A 25,272-nucleotide genomic window follows, 5' to 3' on the forward strand; every position below is an offset into this window, starting at 1 on the left:
CGGAGCCGGTGGCGCTCGCCACGGCGGCCGATCGGATCGGTCGTGGTCGGTGTCGCTCGCCATGGAGGCCGGTCGGGCTCGGCGGGGTGGGGCTGGTGGTCGCCGTGGTCGTCCCCGCCGAGCAGTTACGGGCCGGAACGTCAGCCGGTGGCGCAGGTCTTGCCGTTGAGCGCGAAGCTCGCCGGCGAGGGCGGCGCGCCGCCGCCGTACGTGGCGGTGAACCCGACCTGGGTCTGCGAGCCGACCCCGATGACCTTGTTCCACTGCTTGTTCACCCCGGCCACCCCCGCACCGGCCTGGGTCCAGTTCGCGGACCAGCCCGAGACGAGACGCACGGCGGCCGCCGCCGGGTAGTCGACCGTCAGCGTCCACCCGTCGACCGGGGCCGTGCCGGTGTTGCGCACGACGAGTTCGGCGTCCAGCCGCGGCCCTCCCGCCGTGGCCCGGTACGTCACCGTGCAGGGCGCGATCGACGACGGGGTGGGCGACGGCAGCCCCTCCCTGGCCAGCGCGGACAGCGGGTCCGACGGCACGCTGACGTTGCCGCCCGCGTCCTTGGCGACCACGACGTACGTGTAGCGCTGCCCGACGACCAGGCCGGGTTCGGCGAAGTTCAGGCTCGGCGGAAGGACCGTGCCGACCCTGCTGTACGCCGTCGCCGTCTCCCGGTACACGTCGTACGCCGTCACCGCCACGTTGTCGGTCGACGGCTGCCAGCAGAACGTGACGCCCGGATAGTCCTGCAGGCAGGCGTCGCGCAGCCCGGTGGGCCTGGACGGCGGCACGTGGTCGCCCGGCAGCGGGGTCGGCGAGCTGGTCGGGGTCATCCCGAGCGTCGCCGGCACCGTGATCAGGGCGGACGGCGGGCTGAGGTGCCCCGCCAGGTCCCTGGCCACGACGTACATCGTGTACAGGCGGTTCAGCTCGCCGGAGAACCCGCCGATCGTGCTGGTCGTGCTGCTTGCGAGGACGAAGCCGTCCGGGTCCAGGCGGTACAGGTCGTACCCGGCGACGCCCGTGTCGTCGGAGGAGGGGGACCAGCAGATGGACGCGTAGCCGGTCGGGTTGGCGGCGAACGGCACCGGGCACGGCCGCAGCCCGCCGGGACGGGTCGGCGGCGCGTCGTCGGCCGCCCCGGAGACAGCCGCGACAGCCGCGCCGGAGACAGCCGCCGCGGGGACGGCCGCGTACGCGACGTCGTGCGCCGCCGGGACGGAGGCCAGAGCCGTCCTCCCGGTCGGGCCGATCGCCAGCGCGGCGAGGAACAACGCCAGAGTGAGGAATCCGAGGGTGAGGCCAACCGCTCCCAAGGATCGTCTGCCAGGCCGCATAGGGCCCCCTTCTGATCGAGCCTGCACCCCCTCGCAGTGATCGTGAACGAGTTTTCATGTTCCGTAAAGCCGGGAATCCGCCGGGCCGGACCGGCCGTGTTACCTTTTCCCGCCGCCACTCGTCATGGGGGTGACGACCGAGAACGAACGGTCGTCAGACCCGCGAGTGAATCGAGAGCAGGATGCTGACCACCATCATGTACACCACGGTCTACGTCACCGACCAGGACCGCGCGCTGGAGTTCTACACTGCCGGGCTCGGGCTGGAGAAGCGCATCGACGTCCGGGGGCCCGACGGCCGTTTCCTCACCGTCGGCGTGCCCGGGAGCCCGGTGCAGATCCTCCTGTGGTCGCATGCGCCGGCCGCCGGGCAGCCGGGCGACGCGGGCGGGAGCGGCGCGCCGGGCCCGCTGATCCTGGAATCCGACGACCTGCGCAAGGACTTCGAGGTCATGCGCGGGCGGGGCGTCACCTTCGAGGAGTCCGAGCCCGTGGACTACCCGTTCGGCGTCCGCGCCGAGGCGGTGGACCCGGACGGCAACCGGATCTCCCTCCGTCAGCAGCGCAGGCCGTGACCGTGCACCCGCCCGGCCCGGTGGCCGAGGCGTTCGAGGCCCAGCGTGACCGGCTGCGCGCCGTCGCCCACCGCGTGCTGGGCTCGCACGCCGACGCCGAGGACGTGGTCCAGGAAGCCTGGATGCGGCTGGTCCGCCAGGACGTGTCGGCCATCGGCAACCTGGCGGGCTGGCTGACCACCGTGGTCGGCCGCATCAGCCTGGACCTGCTGCGATCCCGCCAGACCCATCCCGAGACGGCGTACGGGCAGGAGTTCACGGACCTCCTGGTGACGCCCGACGACGAGCCCACGCCGGACGAGCAGGCGGTGCTGGCCGACTCGGTCGGGCTCGCCCTCCTCGTGGTGCTCGACTCGCTCACCCCGAGCGAGCGGCTGGCGTTCGTCCTGCACGACCTGTTCGGGGTCCCGTTCCAGGAGATCGGCCACATCCTGGGCAGGTCCGCCGAAGCCGCCAAGATGATCGCCAGCCGCGCCCGCCGCAAGGTCCGGTCCACGGACCGGGCGGCGGGCCCCGGCCGCGAGCACCGGGAGGCCGTGGACGCCTTCCGCGCCGCCGCGCTCGGCGGCGACTTCGAGGCGCTCCTGCGGGTCCTCGACCCGGACGTGAAGCTGACCGTGGACACCCCCGGCGGCGTGGTCGTCACCCTCGGCGCCACCGCCGTCGCCGCCGGAGCCCGCATGTTCTCCGGCGAGGTCGCCGGGCAGCGGCCCGTGCTGGTGGACGGGCTCCCCGGCCACCTGTCCTGGCGCGCCGACGGGATCCCGCTGTCCGCCATCGCCTTCACCGTCGCCGGCGGCCGGATCACCGGCATCCACATCGTCGTCGACCCGGCCAAGCTCGCCGCACTCGACCGGCCCGGCCCGGCCTGAGCCGGTGCCGTCATTGTCGCGTCTGGACCGGTTGAAAGGCGGCCCCTACCATGGGCGCGTGCGGCTGAACGTCCTCGGGCCCATGGAACTCGTCGTGGCCGGGCAGGCCGTACCGGTCGGGCCGCCCAAGCAGCGGGCCCTGCTCGCCCTCCTCGCGATGCACGCCGGCCGCGTGCTCCCCGCCGACCTGCTGGCCGACCGGCTGTGGGCCGGCGACCCGCCGCCGAGCGTCCAGGGCAGCCTGCAGGTGTACGTCTCCAACCTGCGCCGCCGGCTGGAGCCCGACCGGCGGCCGGGCGCGACCCCGGCCGTCCTGGTCAGCGCCGCCGACGGCTACGGCCTGATGACCGGCGGGCTCGTCCTCGACACGGCGGACTTCGGCACGCTCGTGTCGGCCGGCTCCGCCCACCTGGCCGCGGGACGGCACGAGCAGGCGGCGGCCGACCTCGCCGAGGCGCTCGGCCTGTGGCGCGGCGACCCGTACGCGGACGTGCGCGCCCAGGAGTGGGCGCAACCGGAGATCGGCCGCCTGGAGCAGGTACGGCTGGACGCGGTGGAGGCGCTGGCCGCGGCCCTGCTGGACCTGGGCCGCCACACGGACGTCGTCGCGCGGCTGGACCCGTTCGTCCGCGAGCACCCGCTGCGCGAGCGTGCCTGGGAACTGCTGGTGCTGGCCCACTACCGCGCCGGCCGGCAGGCGGCGGCCCTGGAATGCCTGCGCGGGGTGCGCGACGTGCTCGCCGGGGAACTGGGCATCGACCCGGGTCCGCGGCTGCGCGAGCTCGAAGCCGCGGTGCTGCGCCAGGACGCCGCGCTGTTGCCGTCCGTCCGTCCCGCCACCCCGCCGTCCCCTCCGCCCGCCCCGCCGCGGACGCCGGTGCGCGCGGCGGCGCCCGGCGCCGGCGAGCCCGCGCCGGACCAGCCGGTGTTCGTCGGCCGGGAGAGCGCGCTCGGGTTCCTGACCGAGGCGGCCGCGGCGGCGTCCGCCGCCGGGCAGGTCGTGCTGGTGGACGGCGAGCCGGGCGTCGGCAAGACGAGCCTGCTGAGGCGGTTTCGCGCGACCGCCGGCGTGCCGGTCGGCTGGGGGGCGAGCCCCGACCACGAGACCGCGCCCGCGCTGTGGCCCTGGGAACGCGTCCTGCGCGACCTCGCCGCCGCGGCCCCGCAGGCCGCCCTGCCCGGCGAGGTCGGCACGTTCCTGTCGGGCGGTCCGCGGGCGGTCCCGGCGTCCGACGCGCAGGGGGCGCGGCTGCGGTTCTTCGAGGCCGTCGGCAGGTTCCTGGCCGCGGTCGGCCCGGCGGTCGTCGTGCTGGAGGACCTGCACGCGGCCGACGACGCCACACTGCGGCTGCTGGTCCACGTGGCCGCCACCGCCCGGCCGGGCCTGCTGCTGGTGGCGACGTTCCGGCGGCACGAGGCGTCGGCGCTCACCGCCACGCTGTCGGCGCTGTCCCGGCTCGGCGCGCGCCGGCTCGGGCTGGACGGGCTCGCCACCGAGGAGGTCCGCGCGCTGGTCAAGGAGCTGTCCGGCCGCGATCCGGGCGGCCACGGGGCCGAGGAGCTGCGCCGGCGCACCGCCGGGAACCCGTTCTTCCTCGCCGAGCTGGCCCGGGCCGGCGACGGGCTGCCGCAGGGCGTCCTGGACGTCGTGCTGCACCGGGTGGCGGGTCTGGGGGAGGAGGCGTCCCGCGTGCTGGAGCTGGCCGCCGTGATGGGCGACGAGTTCGAGGCGGTGGTCCTGGCCCGGGTCGCCGGTGGCTCGGTCGGCGACCTGCTGCCGCCGCTCGACGCGGCGCTCGGCGCGGGGCTGGTCCGCGAGTCGTCGTACCGGCTGGGCGGTTACGAGTTCGCGCACGCCCTGGTGACCGACGCGTTGTTGTCGCGCCGGTCGCGGCTGTGGCGGGCGCGGGTGCACGAGCAGGTGGCGGCCGCCCTCACCGCCGTGCACGGCGACCGAGACGACCGCGACGACCGCGCGGCGGTGATCGCGCGGCACTGGCTGGCGGCGGCGGAGCTGGGCGCGGAGCCTGCCCGCATGGCGATGGACTACGCGGCCCGCGCGGCGCGGGCGGCCCTGCGCCGGCACGCGCCCGACGACGCGGCCGTGTCCTGGCAGGAGGCGCTGGCGGCCGCCGAACCGGCCGGCGCGAGCGCGGCCGAGCGGTTCGAGCTGGCCGTCGGGCTGGCGGAGAGCCGCTACGCCGCCGGCCGGTTCGACGAGGGCTACGAGGCGGTCGAGCAGGCGCTCGCCATGGCGGGTGACGACCTGGGCAAAGCCGTCAGAGCCGCCGACATCGCGATGGGCCACGGCATCTGGGTGCCCTTCCGGTACGGCGTCGACGTGGCCGCCGTACGCGACGCGGCGGACCGGGCCGCGCGCGAGCTGCCGCCGTCCACCCCGGCCTGGGCGACGGCGCAGGCCGTCAGGGCCGTCGTGCTCGCCCAGACCGGCCGCGAGGACGAGGTCGGCGCGGTCTCCTCGCAGGCCGTGGCGGCGGCCGAGCGCCTGGGCGACCCCGCCCTGCTGCGGCGCGTCCTGCACCTGCGGCTCATCGCGCTGCAGGGACAGGACTTCGTCGAGCAGCGCGCCGGGACCGCCCGCCGCCTGCTGGCCGAGCCGGACCTGTCGCCCCAGCTCAGGGTGATCGCGCAGCTGCACCTCGTCGGCCACCACGTGGAGCACGGCAGGGTGCCGCAGGCCCGCGACCTGCTGGCGGAGATCGGCACGCTGCTGCGCGACCTGCACAATCCCACGCTTGCGTTGCAGGCCGCGGTGGCGCACGTGGGGCTCGACCTGTTCCAGGGCGTCCCCGGCCCGGCCCGGCACTTCGAGCCCGTCAGGGCGATGTTGTCGTTCGCCGACCTGGCCTACTTCGAGCTCAGCATGCTCGCCGGACGGGCCGAGACGATCATCCAGGAGGACCGCCTGGGCGAGGAGGCGGCCTGGATCGAGGAGATGGCCCGGCACACCGGCCTGGCGGGGCCCGCCTACGCCCTGGCGTACGCGCTGGCGGAGCTCGGCGAGCCCGAGCGCGCCCGGCGGATCCTGCGCGAGACGCCCATGCCACCGCGCGACTACCACTGGGCGATGGCCGCCATGTGCCGGCTGCACGCGGCGATCCGGCTCGGCGAGGCGGACGTCGTCCGGGAGGTCTACGACGCGTTCCGCCCGTTCGCCGGGCTGCTGCACGTGAACGGCGCGTGCACCACCGTCGACGGCGCATACGACGGCCATCTGGGCGAGGCGCTGCTGGCGCTCGGTGACCGCGAGGGGGCCCGGGCCCACCTGCGCGAGGCGGTGCGCCAGCTGGAGCGGGCGGGTGCGGCCTACTGGCTGACAAGGGCCCGCCAAGCGCTCGCCAAGTGCACGTAGAGGCCCGGCGCGCACGCTGTTCCCGACATGTGAGGGAACAGACTGATGATCACACCAGAACACCTGACCGGCTTCCTGATGATGCACGCCGGTTTCCGCGCCGAGTTCGGCCGCCTGGCCGAGGCGTGCGGCGACCCGCGTGACGACGCGCACGAGGAGCTGCTGGCGGAGCAACTCGCGCTCGTGCTGGACATGCTGCACGCCCACCACTCGCACGAGGACGCCACCCTGTGGCCCAAGCTCACCGGCCGCGCCCCGCAGGCGGCGGACGCCCTGGCCGAGCTGGAGTCCGAGCACTCCGTGCTCGACCCGCTGATCGAGGCCGCCGCCGACCGCGGGGCGCCCCTGGCCGGGCGCGCGCCCGTCCTGCGGCGGCTGCACGAGCTCGTCAACGAGCACCTCGACCACGAGGAGCGGGTCGCCGTGCCGCTCATGCTCGCCCACCTCACCCCCGCCGACGTCGAGGCCGACCGGCGCCGGGCGATGGACGACTTCGGCCGCCGCCGGGTCCCCGTCATCCTCGGCTGGCTCGCCTCCAGCGCCGACGCCCGCCTGCTCGCGGCGTCGTACGCGGACCTGCCGGTCGTGGCCCGGCTGATGTTCCGCCTGTTCTGGTGGCCGGCCTACCGGCGGCGTTTCACCCGCCTGTACGGCACCACCCCCGCCGACCTGATCCTGGAGCCGTGATGACCGCATCCGCACCGACCGTCTCGCCGCGCCGGGCGGCCGAGGTCTTCGGCCGTGCCCTGGTCTGCGAGTACGCCTCGCTCACCCGCGACGGCCGCCCCGTCACCTGGCCCGTCACGCCGTACGCCGGCGCGGGCGGCACGCTCGACGTCAGCACCGGGCTCACCTACCCGGACAAGGCCGAGCGCGCCCGCCGGGACCCGCGCGTCGCGCTGCTGTGCTCCGGCGCGGAGGGCGGGCCGGACCGGGCGCCCGTGGTCCTGGTGCAGGGCCGGGCGACCGTGCGCGACGCGGACCTGCAGGCGGGCACCGATCGTTACGTCCGCGAGTCGCTGGCCAAGACCGGCGCCGGGTTCGCCGGGATGCCGTGGTTCCTGGTGAGGCGGCTGGGCTGGTACTTCGCCCGTATCTGGGTGGAGGTCACCCCCGAGCGGATCGTCTGGTGGCCCGAGGGCGACCTGTCCAGGACGCCCGAGATCTGGACGGCCCCTGCGGACGTCGCCGTGCCCGCCTCCGACCCCGCCCCTACCGGCCCCCGGCTGCCGAGCCGGTCGGCCCCGCCGGCGGACTGGCGGCCGTTCGCCGGCCGCGCCGCCCGCCTGGGCGAGCCCGTCGTCACCATGGTGGCCGACGGCATGCCGCTGGCCGTGCGCACCCGCTCGGCCGTACGCACCGAGGCGGGCTTCGACCTGTGGCTGCCCGCGGGCGTCCAGGCGGCCGACGGGCCGGTGTGCCTGACCTTCCACCGGCACGGCCCGGCCATGGAGTGGCAGGAGAACGTCGTGCTGGTCGGACGGGCCACCGGCGCGGGCGACCGGCTGAGCGTGCGGGTCGAGCGGGCGCTCAACGACTGGAGCCTCGCGGGGGGCCGCAGGGAGCGCAGCCGCTCGTTCCTCGGTCAGGGCAGGCTGCTGCGGAAGCGGCTGGAGGCCGAGGCCGCCCGCCGTGGCCAGCCCGTTCCCCGCGTCCGCCGCCCGCGCGACTGACGCCGCCCGCCGGACCCCGGCCTGCTGCGCCCCTACGGGGTGAGGATGCTGATGCCCAGCATGCGGGCGCCCGTCTCGGTGCGCGGGCGGTGCGTGCTGCCCGGCGCGAACACGACGTAACTGCCAGGCCCGAGCCGGTGTCCCCGGTCGATGAACTCGCCCGAGATCACGTAGTAGCGTTCCTCGCCGTCGTGCACGTCCACCTCGGGCCATTCGGTGCCCGGGGCGAAGTCGTACATCCAGCCGCGGGCCCGGTCGGTGGCGGGCAGCCTGCGCCGGACGATCCCGGGGACGACCTCGACGGCTTCCACCTCGTCGACGTGCAGGATCTGGACGTCGTTCGCATCTTGCGTCATGACCCCATCGTCGCGGCGGACGCCGTCCCCCGCCCAGTGTCTGGATTGACGTGTGGCGGTACTTTCCTGCCATGACCGTTCAGCGAGTGGTGGCGCTGGTCCTGCCGCCGCAGTCCACGTTCGAGCTGGCGTGCGCGGCGGAGGTCTTCGGCGTGCGCCGGCCGGGTCTGCCCGCCCGCTACTCCTTCCAGGTGTGCGCCGAACGTCCCGGCGCCGTGCCGACCCTGGCCGGGTACGACATGGCGGTCGGCGCGGGCCTGTCCGCGCTGGAGGCCGCCGACACGGTGGTGATCCCCGGATGGCACCGCCGCGACGACCCCGCGCCGCCCGCCGTGATCGACGCGCTCCTGCGGGCCCACCGGCGAGGCGCCCGGATCGTCGCGATCTGCTCGGGAACCTTCCTGCTCGCCCAGGCCGGACTGCTCGATCACCGCAGGGCGACCACCCACTGGCGGCTCGCCGCCGAGCTCGCGGACCGCTTCCCCGACGTACAGGTCGAACCCGACACGCTGTACATCGACCTGGGCGACCTCGCCACCAGCGCCGGCACCGCCGCCGGCATCGACCTGTGCCTGCACCTGGCCCGCGCCGACCACGGCGCGGCCTACGCCGCGCACATCGCCCGCCACATGGTCATGCCGCCGCACCGCGAGGGCGGCCAGCTCCAGTACAGCACCGCGCCCGCCACGGACCGCCGGCCGCAGTCGCTCGCGCCGCTCCTCGACTGGGCCGCCGAACGGCTGGACGAGCCCCTCACCCTCGACGACCTCGCCGCACGGGCCGGGGTCTCCCCGCGGACCCTCGCCCGCAGGTTCGCCGGTCAGCTCGGCGTCAGCCCCGGCCGATGGCTGCTCCAGCAGCGCGTCACGGCGGCGCGGGCCCTGCTGGAGGAGACCGACCTCCCCGTGGAGACGATCGCGGTCAGGGTCGGCCTGTCCTCGGCCGCCAACCTGCGCAGGCGTTTCCACTCCCTGGTGCACACCACGCCCGCCGCCTACCGCCGCTCGTTCGGCGATCACGACGGCGGCGCCTCCTCGCGGCCGTCCGCCGTGACCGTCAGGGGCGGGGCTCGTCCTCCCACGCCACCGGCGTGACCTCGCCGGTCTCCCAGTCCGAGCGCAGGATCGCGTAGGCGACCGAGTCGTACAGGCGTCCGTCGCGTCCCGGCCAGGCCCGGCGGTAGTGCGCCTCCTTCACGTAGCCCGCGCCGCGGAAGACGGCACGCATGGCCAGGTTGTCCTGCCGGGTGGTGCCCTCGATCCGGGTGATGCCCGGCAGCTCGGTGAACAGGTGGCCGGTCAGCCAGCGCACCGCCTGACCGCCGAGCCCGCGCCCCCGGTGGGCGGCCCTGATGCGCAGGTCGAAGACCGGCCCTTCGTCGGCGAGGTCCTGCAACCTGATCAACCCGGCCCGCTCGCCCTCGGAGACCACCCAGAAGGTGCGTTCGTCCGCGTCGTCGTAGTGACCGGCGGCGGCCCGCCGCCGGACGGCCTCGGCCTCCGGCCGTCCGACGTGGAAGGGCCAGTCCTCGCCGGTCAGGAAGGCGACCAGGTCGTCGACATCGTCAGGGACGAACCGGATGAACGCTGCTGTCATGATCCAGCCTTCTACCAGATCCCCGCGACCGGCCGGATCACCGCACCCGCGCCTGATCGGTGACGCGGTCGACGGCCTCGACGGCGACGCCGGGCTCGTCCACGTAGATGTAGTGCTCGCTGCCCGCGGCCGTGCTCAGTTCGCTGCGGCCGGACAGCGCCAGCCACTTGCGCTGGCCCGCCGCCCACGCCCGCTCCAGGCGCGGCCCGTACTCGGGCAGGGCCTCCAGGTACGGCTTGCCGTGCCGGACGACCTCGACCGGGATGTCACCGGCGGAGCGGACCGGGCCGTCGGGGATGACCAGCTTCTCCGGGTTCTGCCCCTGGAAGATCGCCAGGTTCTGCGCGCGCAGCTCGGCGGCCGGGCCCTCGGCGGACTTCGGGATCGCCTTCTCGATGTCGTTCATCATGGTGGGCGGGGTGGCGTCCAGCAGGACCAGCCCCTTGACCCTGTCCTGGTGGTCGGGGGCGTACCGGGCGGCGATCAGCCCGCCCAGCGAGTGACCGGCCAGGACGACCGGGGCCTTCCCGGCGACGCGGTCGAGCACGCCGGTCAGGATCCGGCCGCTGGCGGTGAGGTCCTGCGGGCCGTCCGGCCGGTCGCTCTTGCCCGCGCCGAGCCGGTCGTAGGAGCAGACCCGGTGCTTGCCGCTCAACGTCTTCTGCAGGGACGCCATCTTGTCCAGCCCGTCGCCGCCGCCGTGCATCAGGACGACGACCGGGCCGCCCTCGACCGGGTCGCCCGAGCAGGACACGTTCACCGACCGTCCCGCCACGGTGATCTTCTCGGTGCCGGAGATCGGCGCGGCCCCGGCCGTCGGCGCGGAGGACGCGGAGGGCGTGGAGGCGGCGAAGGGGTCCCAGTTCTCCATCGCGTCGCCGTCGCAGCCGGCCACCCCCGCGCCGAGACCGACGCAGCACAGCACGGCCGCGACGGGTGTCCTGATCTTGGCGAGCATGAGGTCCTCCAGTGAGCCGGCCGCCGCGAAGGCGATGCGCACGGCGGGGGTACGAACGGGAAAAGGCCGGCGGAACGCCGTGGCCGCCCAGAAACGTTACGGACCGGGCGGCGCCCGGATCGTCACCGCACGGTGGACATTCCCCGGTAGCTCGCACGGGGGACAAAGCAGGCTTATCGGCGCCCGCACGCCCGTGGTCCCGCTACGCTCACCCGGTGATCGATCTGCGGCGGGCCACGGAGGTGTGGCGACGGTGCGACGTCGTGGTCCGGGATCTGCCGTTCGGGCTGCTGGTGGCCGTCGCGTCGCTCCTGCCGGGCCTCCACGACAAGGGCACGCAGGTGGGCGACCTGCCCGCCCGTCCCTTCGACGGGGTGGCCCTGGTGGCGATCGCCCTGGAGTGCCTGCCGCTCGCCGTCCGGCGGCGGTGGCCGGCGGTGTGCCTCGTGCTGGTGTCGCTCGGCTTCGCCCTCGACCAGCTGCGCGCCTACCACCTGTTCGCGAGCAACGTGCTGCCCGTCGCGCTCATCAGCGCGGGCGCCCATCTGGAGCGTTTCCGGCGCGCCACCGTGGTCCTCCTGTCGCTGGCGTACGTGCCGCTGGCCCTCGCGCTCGACCGGCTCGGCGCGGACGAGCGGGTCGAGGGGTACGTGGTGTTCTACCTGGCGCTGGCCCTCACCTGGGGCATCGGGGCCTGGCTGCGTTCGACCCGGGCCGCCGAGGAGGAACGCCGCCGCCACGTCGCCGAGGCCACCCGCGCCGCCGAACGCACCCGGATCGCCCGCGAGCTGCACGACGTCGTGACGCATCACGTGACGGCGATGGTGGTGCAGGCCGAGGCCGCCCGCTACCTGACCGCCGTCCCGGAACGGCTCGACGCGACGCTGAACGCCGTCACCGACACCGGCCGCCGGGCCATCGCCGACCTGCGGCACATGCTCGACCTGCTCAAGGCCGATCACGACCCCGACGGCCTGCCGTCCGCCGCCGACCTGCACAGCCTCGTGGAGCGGACCCGCCGGGCGGGGCAGCCGGTGGAGTTCGCCGAGGAGGGCAGCCGGGCGGAACCGGCGGGCAGCGCCGAGTTCGTCGCCTACAGGGTCGTCCAGGAGGCCCTGACGAACGCCCTGAAACACGCCCACGGCAGCCCCACAGCGGTCCAGGTGCGTCACGGCGAGAAGGAGATCAGCGTGGTGGTCAGCACCCACGGGCCCGGCTCCCGGGCCGCCGCTCCCGGCGGGAGCGGGCGGGGCCTGGCCGGGCTCCGCGAGCGGGTGGACGCCCTCGGCGGCGAGTTCAGCGCCGGCCGGCAGGCGGGCGGCGCCTTCGTGGTGCGGGCCCGCGTCCCCGCGGGCGGCCCGTCGTGAGCGCGCCGATCCGGGTCCTGGTCTGCGACGACCAGGCGCTGATCCGCACCGGCTTCGCGACGATCATCGACGCCCAGCCGGACCTGGAGGTCGTGGGGGAGTGCGGCGACGGCCGCGCCGCGGTGGACCTCGCCCGCCGGCTGCGGCCCGACCTCGTCGTCATGGACGTGCGCATGCCGGTGCTCGGCGGCATCGAGGCCACCCGGCTGCTGGCCGGCGCGGGGGTCGACGACCCGGTCAAGGTGCTCGTGGTGACCACGTTCAACCTCGACGAGTACGTCTACGAGGCGCTGCGCGCGGGGGCCAGCGGCTTCCTGCTCAAGGACGCCCCGCCGGCGCAGCTCCTGCACGGCATCCGCACCGTCGCCTCGGGCGCCGCGCTGCTGGCCCCCGAGGTGACGCGCCGGCTGGTCGGCCGGTACGCGGCCCGCATCCGTCCGGCCGAGCCGCCGTCCGGGGAGACCGCGCTGACCCCGCGCGAGCTGGAGGTGCTGCGCCTGATCGCCGACGGCCGGTCCAACAGCGAGATCGCCGCCACGCTGGTGATCAGCCACGAGACCGTCAAGACGTACGTGTCACGCATCCTGGCCAAACTCGGCCTGCGGGACCGCGTGCAGGCGGTGGTCTACGCCTACCGCCGCGGCCTGGCGACCTGACGTCTCACAAAGGCGCGGAGTCGAGGGGGATCGGGCGGAACATCTCCGGCTCGTCCTCGGGGGTCAGGGCCGTCGGGCCGAAGATCCAGTCGACGAACGAGTAGTCATGGACGTCGCGCTCCCGCAGCAGGGCGTTGCGCTGCAGCCTCGGGACGCCCTCCAGGTGCCACAACGCGCCCCACGCCCGGGCCGTGCCGACCACCCGGCGGCAGTGCTCGGGCCGTACCGCCTCATAGGCGGCCAGCGCCCGGTCCCAGTCCACGGCCGGTCCACCCGCGGCGCGCTGGGCGGCGACGTGCTCACCGAGCACCCAGCCGTCCTCGATCGCCATGATCGCGCCCTGCGCCATGTACTGCAGCGGCGGGTGCGCGGCGTCGCCGAGCAGCGCGATCCGCCCGGTGACCCAGGTCATGATCGGGTCGCGGTCGAACATCCGCCACCACCGGTCGCGCCACATCAGCGGCAGGCCCCGCTGGACCTGGTCGCAGGTTCCCGCGAACGCCGCGTCCAGCTCGTCGGGGGTGCCCCAGTCGTCCTGGCCGGCCAGCGCCTTCGGCGACTCGAACACGGCGACCTGGTTGAACGTCTCCGCGCCCCGCAGCGGGTACTGCACGAAGTGGCAGCGCGGCCCGACGTACACGACGACGTCCTTGTCCTGGACGTCGTTGCCCGCCACCTGCTCGAACGGCACCGCGCAGCGGTAGGCGACATATCCGGAGTTCACCGGCTCGTCCTGGACCAGCAGTTCGCGGGCGATCGAGTGCAGGCCGTCGGCGGCGATCACCACGTCCGCCTCGTCCACGACGCCGTCGGCGAACCGCACCCGGGCGCCGCCCTCGACGTTCTCGTACCACGTGCAGCGGGCGTCGGTGAGCAGTTCGACGCCCGCCCGCTCGCAGGCGCGCAGCAGGATGCCGTGCAGGTCGCTGCGGTGGATCACCAGGTAGGGATAGCCGTAGCGGCGTTCGACGTCGCGCAGGTCGAGCCGGGTCAGCTCGGTGGCGTCCAGGGCATCCTTCATGACCATGGTCTCGGGCAGCACGCCGAGCGCGGACGCCTCGGCCAGCAGGCCGTAACGGTCCAGGATGCGGGTGCAGTTCGGGGCCAGCTGCAGGCCCGCGCCGACCTCGCCGAACGCCGAGGCCTGCTCGTACACCCGGACCCGCAGGCCCTGGCGGACCAGGGCGAGGGCGGCGGACAGACCGCCGATGCCGCCCCCGACGACGATCACGTCGGCACGGGTGGAGGGGAGGGTGCCCATCAGATCTTCCTTCTCGTCACAGCCACGGAGGCAGGGTCGGTGGGCGTCCGCCGCCGGCGGCGGTCACTCCGCCCGCCGGGCGTCCGGCCAGGTAGGCGGTCACGTCGGGCAGCGACCCCTCGACGTCGGGCACCGCGCCGGGGCCGCGCTTGGCGCGGATGTCCTCCCGCAGCTCCCGCAGGAAGGCGTCGGGGAGGTCGGCGAAGGTGAGCCCGGTGGCCAGGTCCACCGCGTGCACCATGACCTCCCGGCTGCGCATCCAGGGGATCTCGCTCGCCGGCACGGTCCGTCCCTGCGCGGTCACCACCTCGGCCCGCCACGCCTCCTCGGGCAGTGCCGCCATCGCGGTGGCCAGGGTCGCGGCCGACTCGGTGAACCACCGGGCCAGCTCGCCGGCGGCCAGCAGGGCACCCCGCTCGATCCCGGCGGCGCGCGCCTGCGGGGAGGCGTACATCGGGGTCGGCTCGCCGGTGCGCGCCCAGCGGACCAGGTTGCCGATCGCCTCGGCGTTGGCCGCCAGGTGCGCCACGACATGCCTGCGCGTCCAGCCGGGCAGGGCCGACGCGGCGTCGTACTCCCGCTCGGACAGACCGGCGATCGCTGACGCGCACAGCCCGGTCCCCGTCTCGACCCACGCGAGCGTGGTGGCGAGGTCGCGCGCCATCACGCGCCCTCGCCGACGACGCGGTTCTCCAGCCTGCCCAGCCCCTCGATCTCGGTCACGACGAGCTCGCCGCCGCGCAGGAAGACCGGCGGCTTGCGCGCGTGGCCGACGCCGCCCGGCGTGCCGGTCGCGATCACGTCGCCCGGGTTGAGACGGACCATCGTCGAGACGTAGCGGACCAGGTGGACCGGGTCGAAGAGCAGGTCGCCGGTGTTGTCCGACTGCATCACCCGGCCGTCGACCTCGCAGCGGACGTCGAGCGCCGGCCGCGGGCCGGTCTCGTCCGCGGTGACCAGGAACGGGCCGATCGGGGTGGTGGAGTCCCAGTTCTTGCCCTGCAGCCACTCCCGGGTCCGGAACTGCCAGTCCCGGCAGGTGACGTCGTTGAGCACGGTGAACCCCGCGATCGCGGCGACCGCCTGCTCCTCGTCGGCCCGCCGCACCGGCCGGCCGATGACCACGGCGAGCTCGGCCTCCCAGTCGAACTGGTCGGTCTCCGCCGGACGCCGGATGTCGTCCGCGGCGCCGATCAGGGTGTCGGCGAACTTGGCGAAGAGCGTCGGGTACTCGGGCAGGTCGCGGCCCATCTCCTTGATGTGGTTCTGGTAGTTCAGCCCCACGCAGACGACCTTGCTCGGCCGCGGCACGACCGGGGCGAGGTCGGCGCCGGCGAGCGGGTGGCGCGGGCCGTCGGCCGCCGCGGCGCCCTCCAGGCCGCCGGGCGCGGCCAGCACCGCGCCGACGTCGGCCCGGCCCACCTCGACGAGCTCGTCGCCCTCGACGCGGACGGCGGCGGTGCGGTGGTCGTCCAGACGGACGGTGGCGAGCTTCATCGGCTGTTCTCCTCGGTGTGGCTGCGGTACAGGCCGAGCCTGGTGAAGATCGGGGCGTCGCTGAACTGGAACAGGTCGAGCGCGCCGGAGTCGGAGTCGGAGGCCGACGCCTCCGAGCGGATCGACAGCGGCTGCCAGGACGGCACGACGAACAGGTCGCCGCGGCTCACCCGCCACGACCGGTCGCCGACGGTGACCTGGCCGGACCCGTCGAAGACCTGGTAGACCGACGAGCCGGTCTCCCGGTACGGCGCGGTCTGCACGCCCGTCGTGATCCGGTGGAACTGCGCCCGGATCGTCGGCAGCACGTCGCCGGCGGTCGTCGGGTCGATGTAGCGGACCAGGGCGTGGCCGGGCTCGATCGGGCCCGCGTGCCCCTCCCGTTCCAGCGCGAGCTGGTCGGTCAGCGCGGCGTCGGTGTCGGTCCAGCGGTAGCAGAGCAACGGCGTGCCCTCGTGCCGGCGGAGCTGGGAGACCGGGGCCAGGCCGGGGTGCCCCCAGAGCCGCTCGGCGCGCGAACGGTCGGGGGTGGCGTGCTCCTCCTCGGTGAGGGTGTCCCGGCCGAAGTCGAAGAACTGCGCCTCGACGCCGTACTGGAACGGGATGTCGAGCCCGTCGATCCAGGCCATGGGCGTGTCGGCCGCGTTGTGGTGGGCGTGCCAGTGCAGGCCCGGCTGGGGGAGGAAGTCGCCGCGGCGCATCGGCACCGGGTCGCGCTCGACCACGGTCCACACGCCCTCGCCCTCGACGACGAAGCGGAAGGCGTTCTGGCTGTGCCGGTGCTCGGGGGCGTTCTCGCCCGGCATCAGGTACTGGATCGCGGCCCACAGGGTCGGCGTCGCGTACGGCTTGCCGCCCAGGCTGGGGTTGGCCAGCGCGATCGCCCGGCGCTCGCCGCCGCGGCCGACCGGGACCAGTTCGCCGGCGCGGCCGGCGAGGTCGAGCAGCGTGCCCCACTCCCACCGGTGCGGCTGCGCGCTGGAGCGCGGGTGCGGCGGCATCAGGTCGCCGATCTCCGTCCACAACGGGACGAGCAGCGCCTTCTCGAAGCCTCGGTAGAGGTCCTCCAACTCGGGGCTGATCGAGGGCTGGTCCGGCCGGTCCACGGCGGCGATCTTGACCGGCGAGCCGCCGGCGTTCACGTGGGGCATGGCCCCGACTATCCGCGCAGGCGGCCGGACTGGAAAAGAGGATTCTGCAGAGCGGAATTCCTGTGCCAGGATCGGTTCCATGGCCAAGCCCATGAAGACCCCGCCGGCCTACGCGCCCACCAGCGTCGACCATGCCCTGCGGCTCGCGCAGATCCTCCAGCTCGACGGGGTGATCACCGTCTCGGCCGCCGCCGAGCGGCTCGGCGTGGCCCGCTCCACGGCCCACCGGCTGCTGACCGCGCTGGTGTACCGCGATTTCGCGGTGCAGAACGACGACCGCAGCTACCGGGTGGGCCCGGTCCTCGCGCTGGCCGAGCGCGCGCAGTCCGACGTCGGCGCGCTGCGGGCGGCGGCGCTCGGCGAGATGCGGGCGCTGGTGGACCGGATCGACGAGACGGTGAACCTCAGCATCCGCACCGGGCGCAACGTGCGCTTCATCGCCTCGGTCGAGTGCGGGCAGGCCCTGCGGGTGGGCAGCCGTGAGGGCATGGTCTTCCCGGCCCACCAGGCCACCGGCGGCCTGGTGGCGCTGGCGGCCCTCTCCGACGAGGAGCTGGCGCAGCTCTACGCCCCCGGCGACCGGGGTGACCCGGCCGAGGAACTGCCCGACCTGGCGCGGCTGCGGCGCGACCTGCGGTCCGTGCGGCACAGCGGGGTCGCGCTCAACCTGGAGCGCACCGAGCGGGGCGTGGTCGCGGTGGGCTGCCCGGTGAAGGGCCGCGACGGCGCGACCGGCGCGGCGCTGTCGATCTCGATGCCCAGCGTCCGCTACTCCCCGAAGGAGATCAAACCCCTCGTCGCCGCGCTCACGGCCGCGGCCGACGCGATCAGCCGCGCCCTCTGAGCCACCGGTTGATCGGAGGAGGTCGCGCACTGTGAGCACCGGTTGATCGGAGGGGGCGCGCCCTCTGAGCACCGGTTCACCACCGGCTGGGCCGTCGCCTCACCGGAGGAGGTCGCGGCGGGTGAGCGTGCTGCCGAGCGCGGCCGCCGCCGCGCGCACCGCGGCCACGTGCCCCTCGGGCCGGAACCGGCCGGTGGGCCCGGCCACGCTGATCGCGGCGAGCGGCTCGTCGCCGCGCCCCAGCACCGGCGCGGCGACGCACACCAGCCCGACGGCCGACTCCTCCGCCTCGAACGCGACCCCGGTCTCCGTGACGCGCCGCAACTGGCCGCGCAGGATGCTCGGCACGACGACGGTGTGCGGCGTACGCCGTTCCAGCGGCCCGGTCAGCACCTCGCGCCGCAGGTCGGGGCCGGCGTAGGCGAGCAGCGCCTTGCCGATCGCGGTGCAGTGGAGCGGCATCCGGCCGCCGGTGCGCGAGGGCGCCCTGGCCTGGCGGTGGCCGCCGATCTTGGCGACGTAGACGACGTCGTGCCCCTCGCGCACGCCGAGGTGCACGGTCTCGTGGGTGCGTTCGTAGAGGTCCTGGAGGAACGGCATCGCCAGTTCGAGCAGGCTGCGTTCGAGCGAGGCGAGCATGCCGAGCTCGAACAGGCCGCGGCTGAGCCGGTAGCCGCCGTCGGCGCGGTCGAGCAGGCGGTTGGCGACCAGATCGCCCGACAGCCGGTGGACGGTCGCCTTGTGCAGGCCGGTACGCCGCACCAGCTCGGCGAGGCTGACGACCCGGTCGTCGGGCCGGAAGGCGCGCAGGATCGTCACCGCCTTGCCCAGCACGGTGTCGAGGTCGGCCCGATCGGTCACCGGCACAGCGTATCGCTGAACGAGACGATGTGCTGGTTGGGGCGGCATCCTGCCTGCACAGTGGGGGGATGAACGAAACCAACGGGCCCGCCGCCGCGAGCCCGTCCGACATCGCCGCCGCGGCCGGGCGGCTGGCCGCCGCCGCCGCGTCCGGCGTGCCGTGCGCCCCCGTGCGGGATCTGATCGGCCGCGACGACCTAGCCGCCGCGTACGCCGTCCAGGCCGCGCTGGCCGCCTCCCGGCTGGCCGCCGGCGCGCGGATCACCGGACGCAAGATCGGCCTGACGTCGGAGGCGGTGCAACGCCAGCTCGGCGTCGACCAGCCCGACCTGGGCATGCTGTTCGAGGACATGGCCTACGCCGACGGCGACGCGATCCCGGTCGGCCGGATCCTCCAGCCGCGGGCCGAGGCGGAGATCGCGTTCGTGCTCGGCGCCGACCTGGACGCCGGCCCGCTCGACGCCTCCCAGGTCCGGGCCGCGATCGAGTACGCCGTCGCCGCGCTGGAGATCTGCGGCAGCCGGATCGCCGGCTGGGACATCTCCTTCGGCGACACGGTCGCCGACAACGCCTCCGCGGGCGCCTACGTCCTCGGGACGGAACGCCGCACCCTCGGCGAGTTCGACCCGGTGGACGTCGCGATGTCGATGAGCATCGGCGGCCAGGAGGTCTCCACCGGCACCGGCGCGGCCTGCCTGGGCGACCCGATCGAGGCGGTCGTGTGGCTGGCCCGCATGGCCCGCGACCTCGGCGAGCCGCTCCGCGCGGGCCAGGTCGTCCTGTCCGGCGCGCTTGGCCCGATGCGGCCGGTCGCCGCCGGCGACATCGTCACCGCCACCCTGTCCGGCCTCGGCACGGTGACGGTCCGCTTCACCGAAGGAGCAGCAGCATGAGCAGGACGAAGGTCGCGATCATCGGCTCGGGCAACATCGGCACCGACCTGATGATCAAAGTGTTGCGCGGCTCGCGTGACCTGGAGATGGGCGCCATGGTCGGCATCGACCCCGCGTCCGACGGTCTGGCCCGCGCCGCCCGGATGGGCGTCCCGACGACGGCCGAGGGCGTGGACGGCCTGATCGCGCTGCCGGGCTTCGACGAGATCGGGATCGTCTTCGACGCCACCTCGGCCAAGGCGCACGAGGTGAACGCCGCCAAGCTGCTCCCGCTCGGCAAGCGGCTGATCGACCTGACCCCGGCGGCGATCGGCCCCTACGTCGTCCCCGCCGTCAACCTCGACGAGCATCTCGACGCGCCCGACGTGAACATGGTCACCTGCGGCGGCCAGGCCACGATCCCGATCGTCGCCGCCGTCAGCCGGGTGGCGCCGGTCGAGTACGCCGAGATCGTCGCGTCCATCGCCTCGAAGTCGGCCGGGCCGGGCACCCGCGCCAACATCGACGAGTTCACCGAGACCACCTCGGCCGCCATCGAGCAGATCGGCGGGGCGCGCCGCGGCAAGGCGATCATCATCCTCAACCCCGCCGACCCGCCGCTGATCATGCGGGACACCGTCCTGTGCCTCGTCGCGGCGCCGGACCCGGCCGTCCACGACGAGATCCGCCGGTCGGTCGAGAAGATGGTCGCCGACGTCGCCGCCTACGTCCCGGGCTACCGGCTCAAGCAGCAGGTGCAGATCACCGAGGTGCCCGCCGACCAGCCGGTGGAGACGCTGCTGGCCGCCGGCGCGGCGCGGCCCACCCACCAGGTGTCGGTGTTCCTCGAGGTCGAGGGCGCCGCGCACTACCTCCCGGCCTACGCCGGCAACCTCGACATCATGACCTCCGCCGGCCTGCGGGTCGCGGAACGCATCGCCGCACGGAAGGCGGGCCTTCGATGACCACCCCGATCTTCGTCCAGGACGTCACCCTGCGCGACGGCATGCACGCCGTCCGCCACCGCATCGGCCTGGAGGACGTCAAGCGCATCGTCACGGCGCTGGACCGGGCCGGCGTCGACGCGATCGAGGTCGCGCACGGCGACGGCCTGGCCGGCGGGTCGCTCAACTACGGTCCCGGCTCGCACACGGACTGGGCGTGGATCGAGGCGGCCGCGTCGGTGCTGGAGAACGCCCGCCTGACCACGCTGCTGCTGCCCGGCGTCGGCACCGTCCACGAGCTGAAGCGCGCCTACGACCTGGGCGTGCGGTCCGTCCGGGTCGCCACGCACTGCACCGAGGCCGACATCTCCGCCCAGCACATCGCCGCGGCCCGCGAGATCGGCATGGACGTGTCCGGGTTCCTGATGCTCTCCCACATGGCCCCGCCCGAGGAGCTGGCCCGGCAGGCCAAGCTCATGGAGTCCTACGGCGCGCACTGCGTCTACGTCACCGACTCCGGCGGCCGGCTCACCATGAACGACGTGGCCGCGCGGGTCCGCGCGTACCGCGACGTGCTCGACGCCGGGACCGAGATCGGCATCCACGCCCACGAGAACCTCTCGCTGTCGGTCGCCAACTCCGTCGTCGCGGTGGAGAACGGCGTCTACCGGGTCGACGCGTCGCTGGCCGGTCACGGCGCGGGCGCGGGCAACTGCCCGCTGGAGGCGTTCGTCGCGGTCGCCGATCTGTCCGGCTTCGAGCATCGGTGCGACCTGTTCCAGCTCCAGGACGCCGCGGACGACATCGTCCGCCCGTTGCAGGACCGTCCGGTGCGGGTCGACCGGGAGACGCTCACCCTCGGGTACGCCGGCGTCTACTCGTCGTTCCTGCGGCACGCGGAGGCCGCCGCCGCGCGGTACGGCGTCGACGTGCGCGGCATCCTGATGGAGTGCGGCCGCCGCCGGCTGGTCGGCGGCCAGGAGGACATGATCGTCGACATCGCCCTCACGCTCGCCGCCGGGCGCGAGCAGCGGTCCGCCTGACCGTCAGCCGCCGGACGCGCCCCGGCGGCCGGCGATCAGCGACTCGCCGATCGCCACCAGGGCGTCGGCGAGCTGCTCCATGAACTCCGCGATCGGCTTGCCGTCCCCGGACTGGAGCGAGACGAAGGCGCCGTCGAATCCGGCCATGCCGAAGTGGGCGAGGGCGTCCGCGACCGCGTCCGCGGCCTCCGCGCCCTCGCCCTGGCCCGCGCCCTCGCCGGCGAACGACGAGCGGATCATGTGCCGCATGAGGTCGCGGCCCTCGGCGCGGACGTCGATGACGGTCCGCATCGCCTCCGGGGCCTCGGCGGCCTCGTTGCTCATCACCAGCACCAGCAGCAGGCGGAGGAACTCCTCGCGGTGCACGAAGACCTCGCCGGTGCGGCGCAGGTACCAGCCCAGGCGTTCGCGGGGGGTGCCGCCCGCCGGCGGGTCGCGGTGGGCCTCGCGCATGGCCTCGAAGAAGCCCCGCGCCCCCTGGGCCATGACGGCCGACAGCAGCCCCGCCTTCGACTCGAAATGGTGGTAGAAGGCGCTCTTGGGCAGGCCCGTCTCCTTCACGAGCGTCGAGATCGACGTCCCGGCGTAGCCGCGCACGGACATCACCCGGGCGGCCGCGTCGAGGATCTCCTGCCGGGACCGGCGGCCGCGGCTGTTTCCGGTGTGCGCCTCCCGTGCCGACTTCTCCACCAGCCGAATTCTAGGGACTCCGCGACAGCGGCTCGTCCGGCGGTCCGGACGCGGTCTCAGTAATCGGTTCGTGAACAGGTCCTGACACGTCGCCGCAGGTCGTTGTTAGTCTCCTCACAATTGGACCGAACGTGTGGTCCAAAAGTGCCGCATCGGATCACCGGCGGCCGAGAACGGAGTCAGCGCATGACCGGCAGCTACGACGCGGACGTCGCGATCGTCGGGTACGGCCCGACCGGCGTGATCGCCGCGCTCACCCTCGCCAGGTACGGCGTGTCCGCCGTCGCCCTGGAACGGGACACGGACATCTACCCCCGGGCCCGGGCCGTGACCGTCAACGACTGGACGATGCGGATCTTCCATGACCTGGGCATCGACGAGCGGATCGAGAAGAAGATTCCCCAGCGGGCCCTGCGCTGGGCCACCTACGGTGGCCAGGAGATCATGCGGATCGAGCACCCGCCCTCGACGCTGGGCCGCAAGGCGCGCTTCTACAACATCCACCAGCCGACCATGGAGGCCGAGCTGCGCGCGGCCGCGCAGGACCACGGCGACCGCATCACCGTCCACTACGGCGCCGACGTCACGGGGATCGCCCAGGACGCCGACGGCGTCACCGTCACCTCCACGGACACCGCGACCGGTCAGGCGCGCACCACCCGCGCCCGGTACGCGATCGCCGCCGACGGCGGCGCCAGCACGATCCGCGGCGAGGTGGGCTGCCGCCTGCTGGGCGACACCAACGACGTCACCTGGGTGGTCATCGACTGCCGCGTCAAGCGCTGGTGGCCCGACCGGGACTTCCTGACGTTCTGGTCGGACAAGGAGCGGCCGGTCGTCGACATCGCGCTCTCCGCCGGCAACCACCGGTGGGAGATCCCGCTCAAGCCGGCGGAGTCACCCGCGGACTACCCGACCAGCGCCGAGGTCTGGCCGCTGCTGAAGGCGCTGGGCGTCACCGAGCAGGACGTCGAGATCCACCGGCACGCCTTCTACAAGCACCACGTCCGGATGTGCGACACCTGGCGCCAGGGCCGGGTGTTCCTGGCCGGGGACGCGGCCCACCTGATGCCGCCGTGGGCCGGCGCCGGGATGCAGTCCGGCATGCGCGACGCCCACAACCTGGGCTGGAAGCTGGCCCGCGTGATCAGGGGCGAGCTGCCCGAGAGCTGGCTGGACACCTACGAGGCCGAAGGGCGTCCCAACACCGCCTTCTACACCGGCCTCGCGGTCCAGCTCGGACGGGTCATCAAGCAGGAGCTGTCCGAGGAGGAGCAGGCGGCGATGAACGCCGTCCCGCAGGACACGGTCACCCCGTACGAGCCGCCGCTCTCCGCGCCGCCCGTCCTGGAAGGCGGCTGGATCAGGGGGCCGCTGGGCGACGCCAGCGTCGTCGGCCGGATGGTCCCGCAGCCGGTCGCCGGCGACGCCACGGGCCGGATGGCCCGCCTGGACGACCTGCTCGGCGACGGCTTCGTGCTGCTCGGCGACGACGTCGACCCGGCGACCCTGCTGACGGCGGAGGAGCGGGCCGGCTGGGACGCGCTCGGCGCCCGCTACCTCGCCGTACGGCCGAAGACCGCCTACACGCAGGGGCCGGAGGAGCTGGTCGACCTCGACGAGATCCTGCTGCCCTGGCTGCGCAGGTACGGCGTCCGCGCCGTGGCCGTCCGTCCCGACAAGTTCGTCGCCGCGGCCGACGTCAGCGGCCTGGCCGTGCCCGCCTGAACCTGTCACCCGAGAGGAGAAGAGAGATGTCCGGAGTCAAGGAGCTCGGTTACGTCGTCTACGAGGTCAGCGACCTCGCCGACTGGGAGCACTTCGCCGTCGAGCTGCTGGGGATGCGCTTCGGCGAGAAGAACGACGGCGGCTTCACCCTTGCGCACCGACGAGAAGGCCCACCGCTGGATCGTCACCGGCGGCCCCGCCGACGACCTGGTGGCCACCGGCTACGAGGTCTCCGACGCCGCCGCGCTGGACGCCCTGGTGGACAAGGTCCGCGCGGCCGGCGTCGAGGTCACCCAGGGCGACGACGCCCTCGCCGCCGCCCGCAAGGTGGAGCGCGTCTTCGTCACCGCCGACCCCATGGGCAACCGGGTCGAGCTGGTCACCGGCCTGGCCGACGCCGCCACGCCGTTCGAGTCGCCGAAGCTGCTCGGCGGGTTCGTGACGGGCGCCGGCGGCGCGGGCCACCAGGTGTTGCTGGCCCACGGCGTCTCCCGGGAGGAGTACCTGCACTTCTACATCGACCTGCTCGGCTTCAAGGTCAGCGACGTCATCGTCGAGGAGCTGGCCCCGGGCGTGGTCGCCGACCTGATCTTCCTGCACTGCAACGGCCGCCACCACACCGTGGCCTTCGGCGACCTGCCCTCGCCGAAGAAGACCCACCACTTCATGGTCGAGGTGACCGACATCCGCGACGTCGGCCTGGCCTACGACCGGTGCATGGACGCCAGGCAGCCGTTCGAGATGACGCTCGGCATGCATCCGAACGACCACATGTTCAGCTTCTACGTCCACACCCCCTCCGGCTTCAGCGTGGAGTACGGCTGGGGCGGACTGATCATCGACGACGCGACGTGGGAGGTGAGGACGCTCGACAAGCTGCACAGCTGGGGCCACCGCCCCCGGGCGTCGTCGCCGGGCTGCTGGCCGCCGCGCCCGCGCCGAACGGGGAGGACCACTGATGGCACTCGACGCCAAGGACATCGCGCGCACCGTCCGGACCAAGGACTGGAAGCTGCGTTACTACGAGGCGGGCTCCGGCCATCCGGTCGTGCTGCTGCACGGCAGCGGGCCGGGCGCCACGGGATGGAGCAACTTCGCCGGCAACATCGAGGCGCTGGCCGGGCACTTCCACGTCTACGCCGTCGACATGCCCGGCTGGGGCGAGTCCGACCCGGCGACCGTCGACCGGCTCGACCACGTGGAGGCGGCGATCCAGTTCCTGGACGCCCTCGGCATCGAGCGGGCCGCGTTCGTCGGCAACTCGATGGGCGGGCAGACCTCGCTGCGGCTGGCCACCGAGCACCCCGGCCGGATCTCGCACCTGATCACCATGGGGCCGCCGGTCGGCCGGATCCCCACGCTGTTCGGCGCCGGCGACGGCCCGTCCGGACGCCGCCCTCGCCCGCCCCGACCACCTGCGCAACTACGTGGACGGCCTGCCGAAGGGCGCCCCGCTCCCCAAGTGGGTCAAGCCGGAGCTGCTGCCGAAGATCCAGGTGCCGACCCTGCTCATCCACGGCCGCGACGATCGCGTCGTGTCGTTCGAGACCTCCCTGTACCTGCTGGCCAACATCCCGGACAGCCGGCTGGTGCTGCTCAACCGCTGCGGGCACTGGGCGATGAT

23 protein-coding genes and 2 pseudogenes are annotated in these 25,272 nt (G+C 74.1%); 15 read left to right on the plus strand and 10 right to left on the minus strand.

Features of this window, described 5'->3' with window-relative positions; genetic code table 11:
• Positions 1-140 precede the first annotated feature (140 nt).
• Positions 141-1,310 carry a cellulose binding domain-containing protein gene (locus tag AB0J46_RS46925; RefSeq protein ID WP_364342353.1) on the minus strand — a complete coding sequence of 390 codons (1,170 nt, stop codon included), beginning with the start codon at positions 1,308-1,310 and terminating at the stop codon, positions 141-143.
• 203 nt (positions 1,311-1,513) lie between these two features.
• Here AB0J46_RS46925 and AB0J46_RS46930 point away from each other — a divergent pair, with 203 nt between their 5' ends.
• From AB0J46_RS46930 to AB0J46_RS46950, 5 genes are read left to right on the plus strand one after another with little or no spacing between them, the layout of a single operon-like run.
• Positions 1,514-1,906, plus strand: a complete 393-nt coding sequence (locus AB0J46_RS46930; RefSeq protein WP_364342356.1) for a VOC family protein — start codon at positions 1,514-1,516, stop codon at positions 1,904-1,906.
• Positions 1,903-2,778: a sigma-70 family RNA polymerase sigma factor gene (locus AB0J46_RS46935; protein WP_364342358.1), complete on the plus strand. Its 876-nt coding sequence runs from the start codon at positions 1,903-1,905 to the stop codon at positions 2,776-2,778. Before AB0J46_RS46930 ends, AB0J46_RS46935 begins: the two co-directional genes overlap by 4 nt.
• 58 nt (positions 2,779-2,836) lie before the next feature.
• A complete protein-coding gene (locus AB0J46_RS46940) occupies positions 2,837-6,151 on the plus strand; it encodes a BTAD domain-containing putative transcriptional regulator (RefSeq protein WP_364342361.1) in 3,315 nt (1,104 codons plus the stop codon).
• 45 nt (positions 6,152-6,196) lie between these two features.
• Complete coding sequence (locus AB0J46_RS46945; protein WP_364342364.1) at positions 6,197-6,838, plus strand: hemerythrin domain-containing protein; 642 nt, start codon at positions 6,197-6,199, stop codon at positions 6,836-6,838.
• A complete protein-coding gene (locus AB0J46_RS46950) occupies positions 6,838-7,824 on the plus strand; it encodes a hypothetical protein (RefSeq protein ID WP_364342367.1) in 987 nt (328 codons plus the stop codon). Before AB0J46_RS46945 ends, AB0J46_RS46950 begins: the two co-directional genes overlap by 1 nt.
• 32 nt (positions 7,825-7,856) lie before the next feature.
• On the opposite strand, the gene AB0J46_RS46955 is transcribed toward AB0J46_RS46950, so the two are convergent.
• Complete coding sequence (locus AB0J46_RS46955; RefSeq protein ID WP_358301847.1) at positions 7,857-8,180, minus strand: cupin domain-containing protein; 324 nt, start codon at positions 8,178-8,180, stop codon at positions 7,857-7,859.
• Between the two features lie 71 nt (positions 8,181-8,251).
• Here AB0J46_RS46955 and AB0J46_RS46960 point away from each other — a divergent pair, with 71 nt between their 5' ends.
• Complete coding sequence (locus tag AB0J46_RS46960) at positions 8,252-9,274, plus strand: helix-turn-helix domain-containing protein (protein WP_364342370.1); 1,023 nt, start codon at positions 8,252-8,254, stop codon at positions 9,272-9,274.
• Here the strand turns inward: AB0J46_RS46960 and AB0J46_RS46965 are convergent.
• Both AB0J46_RS46965 and AB0J46_RS46970 read right to left on the minus strand, forming a co-directional pair.
• Positions 9,237-9,776 carry a GNAT family protein gene (locus tag AB0J46_RS46965; RefSeq protein ID WP_364342373.1) on the minus strand — a complete coding sequence of 180 codons (540 nt, stop codon included), beginning with the start codon at positions 9,774-9,776 and terminating at the stop codon, positions 9,237-9,239. The genes AB0J46_RS46960 and AB0J46_RS46965 overlap by 38 nt on opposite strands.
• A gap of 37 nt (positions 9,777-9,813) precedes the next feature.
• A complete protein-coding gene (locus tag AB0J46_RS46970; RefSeq protein ID WP_364342376.1) occupies positions 9,814-10,776 on the minus strand; it encodes an alpha/beta fold hydrolase in 963 nt (320 codons plus the stop codon).
• A gap of 173 nt (positions 10,777-10,949) precedes the next feature.
• Here AB0J46_RS46970 and AB0J46_RS46975 point away from each other — a divergent pair, with 173 nt between their 5' ends.
• Entirely contained in the window at positions 10,950-12,101 is a 1,152-nt protein-coding gene (locus tag AB0J46_RS46975) for a histidine kinase (protein ID WP_364342379.1), read from the plus strand.
• Entirely contained in the window at positions 12,098-12,757 is a 660-nt protein-coding gene (locus AB0J46_RS46980; protein WP_358301832.1) for a response regulator transcription factor, read from the plus strand. Before AB0J46_RS46975 ends, AB0J46_RS46980 begins: the two co-directional genes overlap by 4 nt.
• Positions 12,758-12,761: 4 nt before the next feature.
• Here AB0J46_RS46980 and AB0J46_RS46985 read toward each other — a convergent pair whose 3' ends face one another.
• Genes AB0J46_RS46985 through AB0J46_RS47000 form a run of 4 tightly spaced genes read right to left on the minus strand, consistent with a single transcriptional unit; the run spans position 12,762 to position 16,666 of the window.
• Complete coding sequence (locus AB0J46_RS46985) at positions 12,762-14,018, minus strand: FAD-dependent monooxygenase (RefSeq protein WP_364342382.1); 1,257 nt, start codon at positions 14,016-14,018, stop codon at positions 12,762-12,764.
• Between the two features lie 16 nt (positions 14,019-14,034).
• A complete protein-coding gene (locus tag AB0J46_RS46990) occupies positions 14,035-14,682 on the minus strand; it encodes a maleylpyruvate isomerase family mycothiol-dependent enzyme (RefSeq protein WP_364342385.1) in 648 nt (215 codons plus the stop codon).
• The gene (locus tag AB0J46_RS46995; protein WP_352327259.1) at positions 14,682-15,515 is read right to left on the minus strand and encodes a fumarylacetoacetate hydrolase family protein; all 834 of its coding nucleotides are present in this window, start codon (positions 15,513-15,515) and stop codon (positions 14,682-14,684) included. The genes AB0J46_RS46990 and AB0J46_RS46995 overlap by 1 nt, the downstream gene beginning before the upstream one ends.
• Entirely contained in the window at positions 15,512-16,666 is a 1,155-nt protein-coding gene (locus tag AB0J46_RS47000; protein ID WP_364342388.1) for a cupin domain-containing protein, read from the minus strand. The genes AB0J46_RS46995 and AB0J46_RS47000 overlap by 4 nt, the downstream gene beginning before the upstream one ends.
• A gap of 79 nt (positions 16,667-16,745) precedes the next feature.
• Here AB0J46_RS47000 and AB0J46_RS47005 point away from each other — a divergent pair, with 79 nt between their 5' ends.
• Positions 16,746-17,510: an IclR family transcriptional regulator gene (locus tag AB0J46_RS47005; RefSeq protein ID WP_364342391.1), complete on the plus strand. Its 765-nt coding sequence runs from the start codon at positions 16,746-16,748 to the stop codon at positions 17,508-17,510.
• 99 nt (positions 17,511-17,609) lie between these two features.
• On the opposite strand, the gene AB0J46_RS47010 is transcribed toward AB0J46_RS47005, so the two are convergent.
• Positions 17,610-18,371, minus strand: a complete 762-nt coding sequence (locus AB0J46_RS47010) for an IclR family transcriptional regulator (RefSeq protein WP_358301814.1) — start codon at positions 18,369-18,371, stop codon at positions 17,610-17,612.
• Between the two features lie 68 nt (positions 18,372-18,439).
• Between AB0J46_RS47010 and AB0J46_RS47015 the strand changes: the two genes are divergently transcribed.
• The 3 genes from AB0J46_RS47015 to dmpG are packed head-to-tail and all read left to right on the plus strand — an operon-like array spanning position 18,440 to position 21,230.
• On the plus strand, positions 18,440-19,264 hold the full coding sequence (locus AB0J46_RS47015) for a fumarylacetoacetate hydrolase family protein (RefSeq protein ID WP_364342394.1): 825 nt from the start codon (positions 18,440-18,442) through the stop codon (positions 19,262-19,264).
• Positions 19,261-20,208 (plus strand): acetaldehyde dehydrogenase (acetylating), encoded by a 948-nt coding sequence (locus AB0J46_RS47020; protein ID WP_364342397.1) that lies wholly within the window; start codon positions 19,261-19,263, stop codon positions 20,206-20,208. Before AB0J46_RS47015 ends, AB0J46_RS47020 begins: the two co-directional genes overlap by 4 nt.
• Positions 20,205-21,230: a 4-hydroxy-2-oxovalerate aldolase gene (gene dmpG / locus AB0J46_RS47025; protein WP_352364326.1), complete on the plus strand. Its 1,026-nt coding sequence runs from the start codon at positions 20,205-20,207 to the stop codon at positions 21,228-21,230. Before AB0J46_RS47020 ends, dmpG begins: the two co-directional genes overlap by 4 nt.
• A gap of 3 nt (positions 21,231-21,233) precedes the next feature.
• On the opposite strand, the gene AB0J46_RS47030 is transcribed toward dmpG, so the two are convergent.
• Entirely contained in the window at positions 21,234-21,920 is a 687-nt protein-coding gene (locus AB0J46_RS47030; RefSeq protein WP_364342400.1) for a TetR/AcrR family transcriptional regulator, read from the minus strand.
• Positions 21,921-22,106: 186 nt separating this feature from the next.
• On the opposite strand from AB0J46_RS47030, the gene AB0J46_RS47035 reads away from it, so the two are divergent.
• From AB0J46_RS47035 to AB0J46_RS47045, 3 genes and pseudogenes are all read left to right on the plus strand, one after another.
• Positions 22,107-23,648, plus strand: coding sequence for a bifunctional 3-(3-hydroxy-phenyl)propionate/3-hydroxycinnamic acid hydroxylase (locus AB0J46_RS47035; protein WP_364342403.1), 1,542 nt, complete (start codon positions 22,107-22,109; stop codon positions 23,646-23,648).
• Between the two features lie 357 nt (positions 23,649-24,005).
• Positions 24,006-24,407: pseudogene (locus AB0J46_RS47040) on the plus strand (VOC family protein); the annotation flags it as partial.
• A gap of 199 nt (positions 24,408-24,606) precedes the next feature.
• A pseudogene (locus AB0J46_RS47045) lies at positions 24,607-25,270 on the plus strand (alpha/beta hydrolase); the annotation flags it as partial.
• Positions 25,271-25,272: the final 2 nt, after the last annotated feature.

Origin of the sequence: Nonomuraea sp. NPDC049758, from assembly GCF_040674635.1 — a bacterium.
In the GTDB taxonomy this organism is placed as follows: domain Bacteria; phylum Actinomycetota; class Actinomycetes; order Streptosporangiales; family Streptosporangiaceae; genus Nonomuraea.